The sequence below is a fragment of the Paenibacillus sp. HWE-109 genome, from assembly GCF_022163125.1.
Lineage (GTDB): Bacteria > Bacillota > Bacilli > Paenibacillales > NBRC-103111 > Paenibacillus_E.
Genome location: NZ_CP091881.1, coordinates 8,215,124 through 8,231,612, shown reverse-complemented (window position 1 = coordinate 8,231,612; position 16,489 = coordinate 8,215,124). Strand labels below are relative to the sequence as shown.

General features: G+C 49.8%; 12 protein-coding genes. 5 read left to right on the top strand and 7 right to left on the bottom strand.

What is annotated here, in order from left to right; all coding sequences use genetic code 11:
• The first annotated feature begins 2 nt into the window (after positions 1-2).
• Together LOZ80_RS35620 and LOZ80_RS35615 are read left to right on the top strand one after the other, a co-directional pair.
• Entirely contained in the window at positions 3-1,607 is a 1,605-nt protein-coding gene (locus LOZ80_RS35620) for an N-acyl-D-amino-acid deacylase family protein (protein WP_238168913.1), read from the top strand.
• Positions 1,608-1,648: 41 nt separating this feature from the next.
• Complete coding sequence (locus LOZ80_RS35615; protein ID WP_189019605.1) at positions 1,649-2,113, top strand: RidA family protein; 465 nt, start codon at positions 1,649-1,651, stop codon at positions 2,111-2,113.
• Between the two features lie 426 nt (positions 2,114-2,539).
• Here LOZ80_RS35615 and LOZ80_RS35610 read toward each other — a convergent pair whose 3' ends face one another.
• From LOZ80_RS35610 to LOZ80_RS35580, 7 genes are all read right to left on the bottom strand, one after another.
• On the bottom strand, positions 2,540-4,270 hold the full coding sequence (locus tag LOZ80_RS35610) for a methyl-accepting chemotaxis protein (protein ID WP_238168912.1): 1,731 nt from the start codon (positions 4,268-4,270) through the stop codon (positions 2,540-2,542).
• 104 nt (positions 4,271-4,374) lie between these two features.
• Positions 4,375-5,406, bottom strand: coding sequence for a galactose/methyl galactoside ABC transporter permease MglC (gene mglC, locus LOZ80_RS35605; RefSeq protein ID WP_238168911.1), 1,032 nt, complete (start codon positions 5,404-5,406; stop codon positions 4,375-4,377).
• Positions 5,407-5,425: 19 nt separating this feature from the next.
• Entirely contained in the window at positions 5,426-6,940 is a 1,515-nt protein-coding gene (locus LOZ80_RS35600; RefSeq protein WP_238168910.1) for a sugar ABC transporter ATP-binding protein, read from the bottom strand.
• A 140-nt stretch (positions 6,941-7,080) separates the two neighbouring features.
• Complete coding sequence (locus tag LOZ80_RS35595; RefSeq protein WP_238168909.1) at positions 7,081-8,160, bottom strand: galactose ABC transporter substrate-binding protein; 1,080 nt, start codon at positions 8,158-8,160, stop codon at positions 7,081-7,083.
• Positions 8,161-8,272: 112 nt separating this feature from the next.
• Entirely contained in the window at positions 8,273-9,253 is a 981-nt protein-coding gene (locus LOZ80_RS35590; protein WP_238168908.1) for a substrate-binding domain-containing protein, read from the bottom strand.
• Positions 9,254-9,302: 49 nt separating this feature from the next.
• Positions 9,303-11,039 carry a cache domain-containing sensor histidine kinase gene (locus LOZ80_RS35585; RefSeq protein WP_238173209.1) on the bottom strand — a complete coding sequence of 579 codons (1,737 nt, stop codon included), beginning with the start codon at positions 11,037-11,039 and terminating at the stop codon, positions 9,303-9,305.
• Between the two features lie 77 nt (positions 11,040-11,116).
• Positions 11,117-12,775, bottom strand: coding sequence for a response regulator (locus LOZ80_RS35580; protein ID WP_238168907.1), 1,659 nt, complete (start codon positions 12,773-12,775; stop codon positions 11,117-11,119).
• A 226-nt stretch (positions 12,776-13,001) separates the two neighbouring features.
• Between LOZ80_RS35580 and LOZ80_RS35575 the strand changes: the two genes are divergently transcribed.
• Genes LOZ80_RS35575 through LOZ80_RS35565 form a run of 3 tightly spaced genes read left to right on the top strand, consistent with a single transcriptional unit; the run spans position 13,002 to position 16,449 of the window.
• Complete coding sequence (locus LOZ80_RS35575; RefSeq protein ID WP_238168906.1) at positions 13,002-13,958, top strand: AAA family ATPase; 957 nt, start codon at positions 13,002-13,004, stop codon at positions 13,956-13,958.
• Positions 13,959-13,961: 3 nt separating this feature from the next.
• Positions 13,962-15,113 (top strand): DUF58 domain-containing protein, encoded by a 1,152-nt coding sequence (locus LOZ80_RS35570; protein ID WP_238168905.1) that lies wholly within the window; start codon positions 13,962-13,964, stop codon positions 15,111-15,113.
• On the top strand, positions 15,076-16,449 hold the full coding sequence (locus LOZ80_RS35565; RefSeq protein ID WP_238168904.1) for a DUF4129 domain-containing protein: 1,374 nt from the start codon (positions 15,076-15,078) through the stop codon (positions 16,447-16,449). Before LOZ80_RS35570 ends, LOZ80_RS35565 begins: the two co-directional genes overlap by 38 nt.
• Positions 16,450-16,489 lie beyond the last annotated feature (40 nt).

Here is a 16,489-nt window from a genome sequence, read left to right as displayed (position 1 = left end):
TTATGTTGGATCTTATCTTGAAAAATGGCCGGATTGTCGATGGCACCGGTAATCCTTGGTTTGCCGGCGATGTCGCCATTCAAGGCCATACAATTGTAGCTGTTGGCCAAATTCATGAGGAAGCCGCACAAGTCATCGATGTGCAGCGCCAAGTGATTGCCCCTGGTTTTATCGATGGGCATTGCCATTCCGATTTAATGATTTTCGATTATCCGCACAGCGAAATCAAGATGCGCCAAGGCGTTACAACCGAAGTCGTCGGCAACTGCGGGTTGGCGCCTGCGCCCTTCGTCCCTGCCCAAGCTGAGCTGCTCCAAAGCTATATCCAACCTGTCATCGGCCAAACCAAATGGGCTTGGCCATGGGAAACCGTCGGACAATACATGGATGCTGTTGCCGACTCCCGCCCTTCCGAGCACATGGCTACCTATGTAGCCCACGGTGCCCTGCGCATTGCCGTGATGGGCTTTGCCAACCGTCCAGCGACCACACTCGAAGTTGCGCAGATGAAGCAAATCCTGGAAGAGGGCTTGAAGGCCGGGGCGATCGGATTATCGATCGGACTTCTATACGCTCCTGGCAGCTACACGAGCAAAGAAGAAATCGCTGAGCTATGTTCGGTGCTGCCAGCCTATAACGGTCTCTTCTCCACACATATTCGCGGAGAGGGCAATAATTTGCTGCCATCCGTTCAAGAGGTCATCTGGATTGCTGAGAAGGCCGGCGTTTCGCTGCATATCAGCCATCTTAAAGCAGCGGGCAAACGAAATTGGGGACAAATTGTCGATGCCCTGGAACTTATTGAAGACGCCAGAGCGCGCGGCATGGATGTAACCTGTGACGTGTATCCCTACAATGCGGGATCTACAAGTTTGACAACCATTCTACCTCCATGGGTACTGGAAGGCGGTATCGAGAAAGTACTCGATTTGCTGCGCAGTCCTAAGATACGTGCCGTTATCCGTGAGGAGCTAAGCCATGAACAGGTCACTTGGGACAATCTCATTTGCTCCACAGGTTGGCAAAGTGTGTTCTTGTCCGCGATGCACACAGAGAAAAACCGTCATCTCGAAGGCAAGCACATCGCCGAAATCAGCGAAATGCGCGGTCAGCATCCAGCGGATTGCATGATGGATCTGCTGCTGGAAGAAGAAGGCCGAATCTCCATTGTCTACTTCCACATGTCCGATGATGATGTGAAGCAAGTCGTTGCCTACGACAAATCACTCATTGCCTCGGATAGTCTTACTTGCGATACAGGTAAGCCGCATCCGCGGTTATACGGAACGTTTCCGCGCGTCTTCGCCAAATTTGTGCGCGAGCACCGTGTCCTTACTCTGGAGCAAGCGGTACGCAAAGTGACTTCCTTCCCTGTGCAGCGCTTTAAGCTGGGGAAACGCGGACTCATTGTCCCGGGCTACATCGCCGATGTCACTGTTTTCAACCCAGATACCATTCAAGATCATGCTACGTTCGAGGAACCTAGACTTTATCCAGATGGCATCCCGCACGTTGTCGTGAATGGAAAACTTACCTTGTCTAACGGTGAGCATACCCATGCACGCGAAGGGATATTCATCCGAGCGCAGCACTGCTGCCGTCATTAATCATTTATCCAAATCTACTAACTAATCCGGAGGTTACTACCATGTCCCAAATCGAACAACGTTTATTAGAACTAGGCATCACGCTTCCCCCATCCCCAGAACCGCGTTTCACGTATATTCCTTGCAATCAAACAGGCAATCTGATCTATTTGTCCGGCCAAGACTGCCGCATCAATGGCGATCTGATGTTTGAAGGTAAAGTCGGCCGCGAAGTTACGATCGAGCAAGGCCAAGCTGCAGCTCGTCAAACGATCATCAACTGCTTAGCGGTTATGAAAGGGTACCTGGGCGACCTTGACCGTGTTGTGAAAATCGTGAAAATGCTCGGCTTCGTGAACAGCGCACCTGGTTTCGGCGATCAGCCTTACGTTATCAACGGCGCGTCCGATTTGCTTGTCGCTGTGTTCGGCGAACAAGGCAAACACGCTCGTTCCGCGATCGGGACAAGTGATCTGCCCTTTCATACGCCAGTCGAAATTGAGCTTATCGTAGAAGTACGCGATTAGGAAAAACTGAAAAGGACCTGAGGCTGCTGCCTTAGGTCCTTTTCTATCATTAAACGAACCGCTAGAGGGAACTATAATCCCTTATTTGTGCCAAAACCCGTCTAAAACCACCACAGAAGGAACTATGGTACGCTATCTTTTCAAATCCATGCTTCAAATCGAGCAAACTACTGATATAGCGTATCCTAGTTCCCTTTGAGCATAGAAACAGAAGTTATTGGAGCATATAGCGTACTGTAGTTCCCTCCCTGATTATGGCACTCTCAAGCATCACGTCCCTACCAGGAACACACTCTGCTGCTCAATGAACCACACTTCACACTTCATTTCTACTCTCCCACATTAAGCTCATTTTCCGGCCTTTCAACACATCTTCCCACGCCGCATCCTCATCTTAAGGCTGCTCTGACCAACCGACTACATCAATCACACACGGAAGCGGCCAATCAGCGTCTGCAAGTCCGCCGCCATGCTATTCAGCACCGTCGCCGATGAAACAATCTCCTGCATACTCGCGTATTGCCCCTCGATGTTGGAGGAAACCACACGGGTTCCCGAAGCCGTTTGCCCGGCGACTTCGTCAATCGCCCGGATCACATCCACGGCTGCGCGTGTCTTCTCCGAGATCGATGCCGAGCTGCCGGCGACATCCGTGATCTGTCTGGCGAGCTCATCCATCGCCCCACGAATGCGCTTGAACGTCATCTGCGCCACGCCGACAACCTCAAGCCCAGTCTCTACCTCGCGGGTTCCCGCCTCGGTAGAGCCAACAACACTTCTGGTCTCCTCCTGAATGCTGGTCACCAGAGCCGCCACATCTTCAGCCGCCGCTCCCGTCTGCATAGACAGCTTGCGGACTTCGTCGGCCACAACCGCGAAACCTTTGCCGGCAGCGCCAGCACGAGCCGCTTCAATAGAAGCATTAAGCGCGAGCATATTCGTTTGTCGCGCAATATTAGCGATCATGCTGTTCGCATGAACGATTTGTTCAGAGCGCTGGCCGAGTCTTTGCACCGATTCGGCCAGTTCTTTCATCTTCTGATGGATGGCATGCATCTGAGCTATCGCTGTCTCAACAGCAGCGTTGCCTGCCCCTGCCTCCTGTTGGGCGAGAGAGGACTGTTCGTTCGCGGACTGCGTAACACCGGCAATCTGAATCACAGCTGCCGACATTTCTTCCATGATGGCAACAGCCAGATGAACGCTCCTTACTTGCTCATCCGTACCGATCGAAATATGCTGGATCGTATTCGTAATTCGCTCAGAGGACTCGCTGACATGCTCAGAATTGCTGCTCAATGCTGCCGAAGCTGCGGCAACTTGCTGAGCACTGCCGCCTACTTGACTAATTAAGCGATGTAAATTAGCTTTCATTTGGTTAAAAGCGTTAGCCAGATCTCTCAATTCATCTCGATTCTTCACTTGAATATCGCTAACGGTTAAGTCGCAGGCAGCGATTCGCTCAGCTGCTCGCACCATGAAACGCATGGGGGTCACGATCATCCGTGACAATACAAGACCCATGGCCAAAGCAAGTAGGAACGCCCCCAAGCTAACCCAAATCAGCGTTTGCACCGTCGATTTCACCACATCGTGATTACGCGCAGAAGCATCCTCTTGGGTCGACTTTTCGAGGTCTTCAATTTTCGCAGCAGCCTGCGTTAAGGTTTCTGTCGTCGGGATGGCCCACTGCGTCGCTTCCGCCTTAGCCAAGGCAACATTGCCTTTGTTCGCATACTCTGTTACTTTCTTCACAAGACGTGCAAACGTCATGTTGGAATCCATAGTAGACTGAATAGCGCTCTGCTCATCTTCGTTATGGGACAACTCCCCCATCTGGGCAATGACAGCAGCAAGCGCTGCATTCATATCCATCAAACGCTGCTCCTTCTCCTTAGTCGGATCCAGCACATACCCGAAGAGCATGCTGTTCTGCATTTGTGTTTTTTCTTTAATTTCTGAAACAACGCGCAGGATGGAGACATTGTCGCCTAACAGCTTGGCATAGGAGCTGTCCACTTTGTTCAAATAGGTATACGACATACCGCTGGTCGCCGCCACAAGCAAAGAAACGATGACGAAAGCTCCCACAATTTTGCTTCTCAAAGACAACACCAACAGCCTTTTCTTCCAAACAGCTACAAAGTTTTTAGACATAGGTATGCCACCTCTCATGTAGAAAACGCTTTCAATATAGACGCGATAACAGACTGCCCATTAGTTGCGACAGCCTGTTTCACCTCGATATTCAACTTGCCAGCTTACTTCGAGTTCATATATTTGCGCATATCAAACGCTACCGCGGCGACGATGATGACACCTTTAATAATTAACTGCCAGTAAGGGCTAATCCCAATAAACGTCAAACCGTAGTTGATAACGCTGAAGATCAATACCCCGGCAAGAACGCCCGGCACCGTCCCGATACCACCCGAAGTCGATACACCGCCGACCACACAAGCGGCAATGGCATCAAGCTCGTACATATTCCCATAGTTGTTCGTAGCTCCGCCGGTTCTGGCTGCTTCAAGCACCCCGGCTAATCCGTACAAAGCACCTGCAATGGAGTAAATGTAGATCAGGTAACGGTTTACATTAATCCCCGAAACGACTGCTGCATGAATGTTGCCGCCAATGGCGTACATGTATTTGCCAAGCTTCGTTTTATTGAAGACAATCCACACGATAATCGCTACGACAATGGCAATGATGACAATGTAAGGAATAGAATACGTAGCATTTGAACCGATGGAACCTGTTCCAATTTTACTGAAGTCCGGTCTCAAACCGCCGATAGGCTGAGATTGATTCGGCTTCATATCGAAGTAAAGGGAGTTTGCACCGTATACCGCAACCATCGTCCCTAAGGTAGCAATGAAAGGCGGTACTTTTAATTTTGCTACAATTATTCCGTTGATGAGACCTACCAACAAACCTGCGATAATCGCCAGGATAATCGGAACCAGAAGCGGCAGATGCGGCAGATCCGGGAAGAATCTCCGGCCATATTCCTGCGTTTGCAGCATGGAAGCTGAGATGACGGCAGTCAGACCAACGATCCGTCCGGTCGATAGATCGGTTCCCCCAGTAATCAAGATGAACGCAGCACCCAAGGCGATAATAACGCGTGTAGACGACTGCAGCAAAATATCTCTAAGAATACTCACCGATAAAAAGCGTGGATCATAAATTGCAATTCCGACAACCAGCACGACAAGCACGATGTAGATTGCGTATTTGGTCACGAACCCACTGATGTCTCTGGATTTTATAGTTTCTGTCTTGGTACTCATGGTTTCTTGGCCCCCTCCATTATGCCATGTGCTGTGCAGCAAGGCGCATGATCTCTTCTTCTGTTGCTTTGTTTCCATCTACAATCCCCGTAAGGCGTCCTTCGCACATGACCATGATTCGGTCTGACATCCCGAGAAGTTCAGGCATTTCAGAAGAGATCATGATAATACTTTTCCCCTGCTTGGCAAGATCAGCAATGATGGAGTAAATCTCAAATTTAGCCCCTACGTCGATCCCCCGTGTTGGTTCATCGAGCAAAAGCACATCAGGCTCCGTAAGAAGCCATCTCGCGAGCAGCACTTTTTGCTGGTTGCCACCAGACAAGTTTTTGATCAAAGCATGCATATTAGGCGTCTTTACCCTAAGCATTTCGATGCTTCGCTCGACTTCGACTTTCCGTTTAGCTTCATTAATGAAGCCAAGCGGATTCATGTATCTGCCCAAATTAGCGATAACCGTGTTTTCCAGTACCGATAATACAGGGAAAATCCCGGTCACACGACGCTCTTCCGTGAGCAGCGCGATTTTATGTTTAATGGCATCAATCGGTGATTTGAGCTTAACCGGCTTCCCATTCATCGCAATGCTGCCGGACGCTATGCCTCTCATCCCGAACAAAGCTTCAATCAGTTCTGTACGTTGCGCCCCGACTAGTCCACCCACGCCGAGGATTTCACCTTTGCGAAGATCAAAAGAGACATTCTTAAACGATTTGGGAATGACAGACGTCAATCCGTCAACCTTCATTAATACACCGTTAGGCACATTGTGACGCTCAGGAAACCGCTCTTTCAGATCACGTCCGACCATCTTGGAGATGATCATATCTGTTGTTAAATCGGCGGATGGCCAGGTGCCAATCTTCGTTCCGTCACGCATAATTGTAACTTCATCCGAAATCTCGAGAATTTCTTCCATTTTATGTGAAATATAGATGATCGAAACGCCACGACTTTTCAGGTCGCGAATGATGCGAAACAACTGCTCAACTTCATTGCCTGTCAACGACGATGTCGGCTCATCCATAACAATGACTTTCGAATTAAAAGAAACGGCCTTGGCAATTTCAATGGATTGCACTTTGGAAACCGATAACGTTCCCACCAGTGTATCCGGCTTAATATCCATTTGGAGTTGATTGAACAGGTTCTCTGTATCTTTACGCATCTTCTTGTGATCCACTAATTTCAAAGGTCCGATCCCTTTAAGCGGGAAACGTCCTAACCAAATGTTCTCCATCACATTGCGATGAGGAACCGGGTGAAGCTCTTGATGAATCATGGAAATGCCGTTTGATAAAGCAACCTTGGAATTAGGAATGGAAACAACTTCACCATTCAGCTTGATTTCTCCGCCATCCGGTTTATAAATACCGAACAAGCATTTCATTAATGTCGATTTCCCAGCCCCGTTCTCTCCCATCAGTGCATGTACGCTGCCTGGGCGAACTTGGAGGGTGACGTTATCCAGCGCCTTCACGCCAGGGAACTCTTTGGATATTTGAATCATTTCCAGTAAATAGTCTGCAGTCATGGTAACTCCCCCTACCAGCTCACGATAATCCCCACAAAGTGAAGCCTTTCTTTGAAGCTTTAGTCTCTTAGCCTTTGCACGGGTCCCAAATAAGGAAGGCAAGAGCTTGACGCTGCTGCTCTTGCCCGCTTCACTCTGGATTACTTCGCTTCGCTCATGTTCTCTTTGGTAATCTTTTTGTAGGAAATCCATACATATTTACCGTCAGTTACGTCATACCCAGTTGTTTCTTTGCTAGGCGTTTTGCCGTTAGCAAGTGCCGCTGCTACGTTCGTCGTTGCTGCACCTTGGTTCTTCGCATCGTTCAGAACTGTTCCAAGCAATGTGCCATCGCTAAGTGCTTGCAGCGCAGGAGCTGTAGCATCTACACCAACAACCGGCAGGAATTTATTGTCTTTGAAATAACCTTTTGCTTTCAAAGCTTCGATCGCGCCAAGCGCCATATCATCGTTGTTCGCAAGAACAGCTTCGATTTTGCTTTCGCTGGAAGCTAGGAACGCCGCCATTTTCTCTTGACCTTTAACGCGATCCCACATCGCTGTATCTTCTGCTACTTTTTCTACACCCAGACCAGCATCTGTAATCGCTTGGATGGAGAACTTCGTGCGAAGCTCAGCATCTTGATGTCCTGGCTCGCCTTTAAGCATGACGTATTGGATTTTACCGTCTTTATTTTTGTCCGCTTCCGGATGAGCTTTGAAGTAATCAACCAACAATTGGCCTTCCATGGTACCGGATTGCTCCGCTTTTGCGCCTACGTAGTAAACTTTATCCCATTTCTTCATATCATCAGCCAAAGGCTCACGGTTCAAGAAGACGACTGGCACGTTCGCTGCTTTCGCTTTATCGATGATAACGCCTGCTGCCGTACGGTCAACTGCATTGATCGCTAGAGCGTTTACTTTTTTCGTGATGAAAAGGTCAACTTTATCATTTTGCGTTGGTTGGGAGTTCTGGCTGTCAACGATATCGACCGTTGCTTTGTCTTTCGCTGCATCAGCGATTGCTGCGCGAACACCGGACATGAAAGTATCATCAAATTTATAGATCGCTACACCGATAGTTGGTTTTTTACCTGTGTCAGCTGCTTTTGGTGTTGCTGTTGCTGCTGCACCCGTTGTTGCAGCTGGAGCTGGTGTTGCTGTTTCTGTTTTATTACCGCAGCCTGCTACGGTTGCAACCAGTGCGCCTGCCACTGCTAGAGTAAGAAGTTTTTTCAAAGTAAGACCCTCCCTAAAAGGTTGTTTGTTTGGTTTGTTTACATTTCTTACTATAAACTTTCGCGTGTTCAAAACAAATGCAATATCCTCACATGTTCTATCGAAATTCTCATCACTTTATAAAGGGAAATAACAGCTTCTGATTGTCCGACCAGAACATATTCGTCAGGTCAATCGCTCGAATACCTGTATCCACACGGCTTGGGACCTTCTTCCCCTTGGCCGCCTCGACCGCATTCTTCACGCCCAAATACCCGATGCTGAACGGATTCTGAATAATCGTCGCTTGGATGACGCCTTCTTGCAGCAGTTCCAATTCTTCCGATGTGCTGTCGAAAGTAATAATCTTGATCTTGTCCTGTAAATTCAATTGTTGGACAGCATCCGCCACGCCAATCGATGAAATTTCATTCAAGGCAACAATCCCGTCCAAATCCGGATATTTGGCAACGATGTTCTGCGTCATCTGGGCAGCAAGCTCCCGGTCTGTCAGACTATACACTTTATCAATGACACGAACGTCCGGATATTGGGCGATTTCGTCCAAAAGACCCTGTTCACGAAGCTCCGTATTCCGCTCGCCTTGCTTAAAGCTGACAATCGCAATCTGACCGCTCGTTCCAGCGAGCTTAATGAGCTGTTTGCCGGCCAACTGCCCCGCCTCATAATTATTAGCGCCAATAAAACTCTTCGCTTTGCGTGACTCCACTTCGGAATCAATCGTAATGACCGGGATGCCGAAAGCGTTCGCATCTTCCACAACCTGAGACAACTCTTTGTAATCGTTAGCCGCGAGAACAATCGCGTCCGGTCTGCTGCTGATGGACTGCTCCATCAAAGCAATCTGACCCTTCACATCCGCCTCATCACCTGGTGCGCGGAAATCCAGGGTAACATCGAATTCCTTCGCCGCCACCTCGGCACCCATCTTCACCGTCTTCCAATAATCGCCGTTTTGGCTTCTAAGCACGACTTCCAAGTGCCGCTTTTGCTCGGCTGGCGTCATCTCGTCTTGTCTGGAGCAGGAGGACACGGAGACGACAGCAATCAGGATGGCAAAAAGCAAGGGTCCTAGTTTCATTGTTTTAACCATCGTATCTCCTTCCTATTCATCATCAGGTCTAATCGTAGAGCCTGCTCCATCACGGCTGCACCTTCTCGGCAGGAATCCAGATCTTCACCAGCGTCCCTTCCTCCAGCTCACTTTCCACCGTAACCCCGTAATCAGGGCCAAAATAAAGCTGAATTCGCTCATTCACATTCCGCAGTCCGACACCGGAGCCTTTCTCGCTTTTCACCTGACCGGAGAGAATATTCTTGAGCGTCTCTTCCGACATGCCGACCCCGTTATCGCGAATTTGAAATAATATCCGCTCCTCTTGCCTGCTCGCCGATATGTGTATATGACCTTCATCCACCATATATTCGATCCCGTGATACAACGCATTTTCCACAAATGGCTGCAAGATTAACTTCAGGGTCTGGTACTCCAGAACCTCGTTATCCACCTCAATGTCGTAATCAAACTTGTCCTTATAGCGCATCTTCTGGATGATCAAATAATTGCGAATATGCTCAATCTCTTCCCCGATCGTAATGATGTTCTTTCCTTTGCTGAGGGATATCCGAAAGAACTTGGACAACGAAGTAATCGTCGTTACAACCTCCTCATTCTTGCCATTGCCGACCATCCGCACGACCGAATTGAGTGTATTGTATAAAAAATGCGGATTAATCTGAGACTGCAGAACCTCCAGCTCATTTTTCCGTTTCGTCTCCTGCTCATGGATGCTTTGATCCATCAGTTCTCGAACCCGCGAAACCATCAGGTTGAATCTGCGTGAAAGCTGCTCCACCTCATCGGCTCCGCGAACATGAATATACGTATCGAAGTGTCCCTTCTCCACCATTTCCATCGACTTCTTCAACCGCTTGATCGGCTTGGAAATCCGAGCGGACATGAAAGAAGAGATCAGTAAAATAAAGATAAGCACAATAACCAGCAGCCAAATCATGAACGTACTGACTTCCTTGCGGGTCGTCATCATTTCATCGAGATAAGAGACCCCAATGATTTTCCACCCGATGTTATTGACGGTTCTGACCACATTAAGCCGGGGCTCGCCTTCGCTGACGTCCATATATTTGCCATAAGAGAATTTAAGAGCTTGTTCCACATTTTCATATTTCAAGCCAATATAAATAAGCTGCTGCTGCGGATGATACACAATGTTTCCCGCGGAGTCATCGATAATGTACACGTATCCCTTCTTGCCCAAAGACACAGTGCGAAACACATCATCCAACGTCTTGAAATTGATGTCGACGAGTAAGACCGCATCCTCCCATCTCCCATTTTGCATAATGGAAACCCCTTTGCTCATCGAAACCACCCATTTGTAGGGGTCCTTGAACAGGTTCTGGATATGCGGCAGGGAGAAGGTAAGATGGTTAGGATTATCCAGCGCAGAACGAAACCACGACTGCTCGAGCAGCCGCGTATTCTTGCGCATTTCCGTTGTGTGAATGCCCGTCACAAGTCCACCATCAGCCGTAAATAGATTGATCGAGACGATATCCTCCCTGGTGCTGGCGATCGTCTCCAACTGCTCAAGCAATTTATCCGTCGGAATACCGCGGCTCTTGGCAATCTTGGCATCGACCACTTCGAACGTATCCGCCATGCCTTTAATATAATTTTCCAGGTTAAGTTGCACCTGTTCGATGACTTGCTGCGTACTCAGGAATGCATTTTCTTCCGCTGTTGTGGAGAATTTATTGTACAACACGAGGGAAACGACCAGCATAACGACCACCGTAATCAAAATAAATGACATCGTAATCGTAAATTGAATGCTCTTCACTCTCAGCGTGTCCATCAGCACATCGTACAAGGTTTGGAAAAGCTCTTTCACTTTTCGCCTCAAGCTGTCACCCCCATTCTAGAGCCCCTGTATTACTCTGCATTCGAGCTGTTATTGCGATATTCTTTGGGCGAAACCCCGACATTTTTGCGGAACGAGAAGCTGAAATAATTCGCATCGGCATAGCCCACCTTCTCAGCAATCTCCAAAGCCTTCATATCGGTCGTGCGCAAGAGCTCCTTAGCGGCTTCCATCCGAATATGATTGAGATAGTTCACGAACGTCATTTTGGTCTCTTTTTTGAAAATACTGCTGAAATAGCCCGCGCTGATATGCAGGTGACCACACACTTTATTAATCGTGATGTCTCCTTCATGGTAGTTGCTCTTCGTATAGTCTTTGGCCATTTCAACCAAGTTCTTATACGTATACTGGCGATCCGTCGCAATATGCGTCATCATTTTCGCACACAAATCGACCAACCACATCTTCGCTTCCTCGAGCGAGGTGAATTTATTAATCTCCGTAAAAGGAACGAAGTTATCGCCGAATACCTCGTCAACATTCAAGTTGGAGTCCTTCGCTGCTTTCAGGATGCAGGTAAGAATTTCGAGCAGATAGATTTGATAATCCTTAACGGAAACACCACCCTCAATGCCTTGAAAGAGCTCGTCCATCGTTTCCCGAATCTCCGCGGCCGTCCCCACCTTAATACAGCGGGTCAAAGCGTGCTCTTTCACATCATCGAAGCGGATTTTGTCCACCGTTCGTTTCTCTACATCATCGATGCAGATCATTCGGTTATTGCCCAGAATAAGTCGGTAATCCAGCGCAAGGACCGCATCTTCATACGAATAGCTGATATTCGTGACTTCATTCATCACCGTGCCAATTCCTACCGTCAGTGTAAATTTCAAATATTTCTCCACGCTCTGCCGGACTTCTTCCAGCACCTTCATTGTTTCCTGCAGCGCAGTTGCTCTATCCCTGCTTTCTCTCAATGCTAGAACAACGACCTCATCGTTATGCATAAAAACAAGGCCAAGCCCCCGCTTCTCGGCAATTTCCTCTGTAATATTCAGCAGGGCAAAATATTTCAACGCCTGATCCTCGGAATACTTGAGTGAAACTGATTTCGCCAACTCGCTGCGATTCTCCAGATCATCTTCCTGAATAAGCACTCCGTCAATGCTGAGAACGGCTGCGATAAATCCTTGGCCACTCAGATCAATCCCATAGTTCGCCGCTTTCTCATAGACTTCATCCCGCGGAAGTTTACGGTTCATTAACGTCGCTAAGAAGTTTTCTTTCAGCACTGGCATGCTTTTGCGGTAATGTTCCTTCAAGAGCTGCACATCTTCCCGATGAGCTACTTCCTCCTGAATTTGCCCTTTCACTTTCAATAAAGCATTAACCAGCTCCTGCGCGGAAAAAGGCTTGAGCACATATTCGTCAATGTGCAGCTTAATCGCCCTTTGGGCATATTCGAACTCATCGTGCCCCGTCAAGATAATGAGTTTAATCGTGGGAAAACGCTCGCGAATAGCTTCAGCAAGTTGAAGCCCGTTCATGAACGGCATCTGAATGTCTGTTACAACCACGTCCGGCTGCAAACGCTCTACCATTTCCAGTGCTTCTCTCCCATTCTCTGCTTTCTCTATCACTTCCAAGCCAATCGCTTCCCAGTTGATTTCACGCACAACACCTTCGCGCACATCCTCTTCGTCATCCACTAATAAAAGCTTATACATAATAGACCTCCCATGAAGCTCTGATTCTATTCAAATTTTTTCCTTTTAATTGTCTTTTTTCACCATCATTGTACTAACTGCCTCTCGATTACACAACTAGCTAATACACGAATGAGGAAATAATGGGAAAATTCACCTGATCTCTGTTAAAATCAAGAGGATAACTATGGCCTTCATTCCTATCTGAATAAAATTGATCTTTCCCCATGCCTAGGAGGTAACGACTTTGGATTTAACGCCAATCAAACGCATCGCATCCCTTATACAAGATAATGTTAGCAAAGTCATCGTCGGTAAAGACGATACCGTCGAATTGATGGTCATCGCCCTTATCGCCTCGGGTCATGTCCTCCTGGAGGATGTTCCCGGCACTGGCAAAACGCAGCTCGCCAAAGCGCTCGCCCGCTCCCTGGACGGCACCATGAAGCGCATTCAGTTTACGCCTGATCTGCTGCCGTCCGATGTAAGCGGCATCAATTTCTTCAACCAGAAGCTGGGCGACTTCGAATTCCGCCCTGGACCGCTGTTCGCTCACATCGTGCTCGCCGATGAGATTAACCGCGCGACCCCGCGCACGCAGTCCAGCCTGCTCGAAAGCATGGAGGAACGCCAAGTGAGCATCGACGGGGAAACCCGCAAGCTCGAGGCGCCGTTCCTCGTTATTGCGACGCAGAACCCCGTCGAGAATCAGGGGACGTTCCCGCTGCCAGAAGCACAGCTTGACCGCTTCCTGATGAAGCTCTCGCTCGGCTATCCGTCCGCCGCCGAGCAGTTCTTGATCCTGCAGCGATACCGGCAGCAGGATCCGCTGGATCAGCTTCTGCCGGTGGTCGGGCGCGCCGAGCTGCTCGAAGCCCAGCATCTCTTCACGCAGGTGCGCGTCAGCGACGAGCTGCTGCACTACATCGTGCAGCTCGCGGAGGCGACGCGCTCGCATGCGGACAGCGCGCTTGGCGTCAGCCCGCGCGGCGTGCGCGCCTTGATGAAGTCGGCGCAGGTGTACGCGGCGCTGCGCGACCGCGACTACGTGCTGCCTGACGACATCAAGGCGTTGGCGAAGCCCGTATGGGCGCATCGCATCATGCTGCGCACACGCTCGCGCCAACAGGACCTGCAGGTGCATGCGCTGCTGACCAGCATTCTAGCCGTTACCCCCGTTCCTACGGAAGTGAAGCTGGGGTAGCCGATGGGAATAAGCTGGATTCTCGTCATCGCTGTCGCTCTGTATGTTCTCCAGCATATGTTCATGGCCCGCCTCGGATTTCGCGGGCTGCGCATTGCACGAGCCTTCAACAAAACCCACTGCCATGTGGGAGATGACATCGAGATGATCGAAACGATCGTCAATCGCAAGCTCATTCCTCTCCCCTGGCTGCGCTTAGAATCAACGATCCACGCGGGACTGCATTTTGCGAAGCAAAGCAATCTGGAAGTGAGCAGTGGCACCATTTTCCAGAATCACCGCAGTTTATTCAGCCTCATGCCCTACACGCGAATCGTCCGCCGCCACCGGGTGAAGGCGGCCAAACGAGGCTGGTATAAGCTCGAAACCGTGGCTGCATCCATTGGAGATTTCGTGGGGATGGCGGCGGCGACACGGACGCATCGCTTCGAGCTGGAACTGCTCGTCTATCCGCGCCTCGTGAGCCGAGAGGACATCCCCCTCGTCTCCAGCCGCTGGCAAGGAGATGTTACAGTCAAACGATGGATCATGCCAGACCCGTTTCTTGTTTCGGGTGTGCGTGAATATCGTTTCGGAGATACAATGAACAGCATTCACTGGAAAGCCACTGCTCGCAGCCAAAGACTACAGGTCTACAACCGTGAATTCACCGCAGATCCTCGCTTGCTGATCATCGTGAATACACAAGTCACCGAGACCATGTGGGACGCGGTGAGTGATCCGGAGCTCGTGGAGAAAGGCTTGTCCTATGCCGCTACACTCGCCGAATATGCCGTCAGCCAAGGAGTCCCCGTTGGTTTCGGCTATAACGGCTCGTTGGTCGGGCAACCGGGCGTGCCCATTTATATGGCTCCTGAAGGCGGGGCCGCTCACTTGGAGTACCTTTTCGAAACGATGGCGAAGTTGGCCGTCTCCTGCACTCGCTCGTGCAGCAACTTTCTCGATTTGGAAGTTGAACAAGTAGGAACCGCCATGGATATTATCCTGTTGACCGCGTTCGTTTCACCTGATATGGAAGAAAGCATAGAGCGGTTGGAAGCACTAGGTCACTCGGTCTTTCTGGTGCCCTTGCAGCATCATCTGCTATCTCTAACTGAACAGGAGGCGAATCCAGCCGATGACTTCCCCCATTCCAACGCCACCTCAGGGAGCTGATCAGTCTCTATGGCTTAGAAACCTCGGCTCTGCGTTCTTATTCGGTGGATTTGAGCTGATTCTCTTCTATCCGCTTATTGTGCTGATTCACCTCTATGGCTCTGTGACTCCGTTATGGACATCATGTTTACAATTCTGGCTGATCTTTGTTCTTGGAAGTTTATTGGGACGTGTACGCTGGGTTAATCGCCTAATTTATGAAATAGCTTCTAGTGTCATCGTAGGCTCTATCATCGCCTTCCTTATCCAAGGGACCGACTGGCACAGCTGGTTGTTCGCGGTGATCGGCACTATCGTCGCTTATCGTGGGCTGCGCAGCGCTAAGGAAGGGTGGGAGGCTATCTTCCCGGTGGCGACCTTTGTTGTCGCAGGGATGATTTATTTGGCGGGTGTGCCGATTATGGGGCGTATCGTCAGTTTCCAGCCCTATATGTTCGGGCTGAACGGCTTCGGATTCTGTTCGTTGATCCTATTTTTCTTCACGACGAATCGCTCTCAGCTTCTCAACGCAACGTTGGCGAGCTCCGAGCGTGCGGCGGCATCATCCCTCTCGACTACCGTCAAACGTTCCAGCCGTATCTGGTTAATCACCTTCATTGTGCTGATTGTCGCCGTCGCTTACTTTAGGCAAATTCAGCACGCTATGCTGGCCTTTCTCCGAGGAGCCATCCTCTGGATGCTCGAGCTGTTTCGATCGGATGCTCCGGCAAACCCGCCGGAACCTAGTCCATCTGCTCCGCCTCCTGTTCTTCCACCGGCTGGACCTGCCGGAGATCCGAGTTGGCTGAGCATCCTGATGCACTACGTGCAGGTCGTTGTCGGTTATCTGCTTGTCATTGCCTTTATCCTGTTCGTTCTCTATCTGATCGTCTCCAAGCTTGCACCGCTTGTGGCCTCGCTGCTGCGGCGGTTAATGAACCGCTCGCTTAGCGAGCAGCAAGGCGCGGATGTCGAGGGCTTCACCGATGAGAAAGAAAACCTTCTCACTTGGCATGAGCTGCCCCGCCTGTGGTGGCAGCAAGCGATGAATCGCAGAGAGCAGGACAAATCCGCAGCCAAGTGGGCCCAGTTGCCCAATAACCAAGAGCGCATCCGCCTGCTCTATCGCATCGTGATGCGGCAGGCAGCCAAGAGCGGATATTCGTACAAAAAATCTCTCACGCCTAATGAGACAGAGCTTGATCTTCGCAGCATCGATCAGCTGCCTGACCAAACCATCCAAGCGGTCACGTCTGTTTATAACAAAATTCGCTACGGCAATGAGGATATCTCCGATCAGGAGCTCGACCAACTGCTTCGAACGATTGATCCCGGCATTCGCAATCAAGTGAAGTGATGCTGTCGCCAATGGATTGCGCCAGGCTTATTTTTCCGTT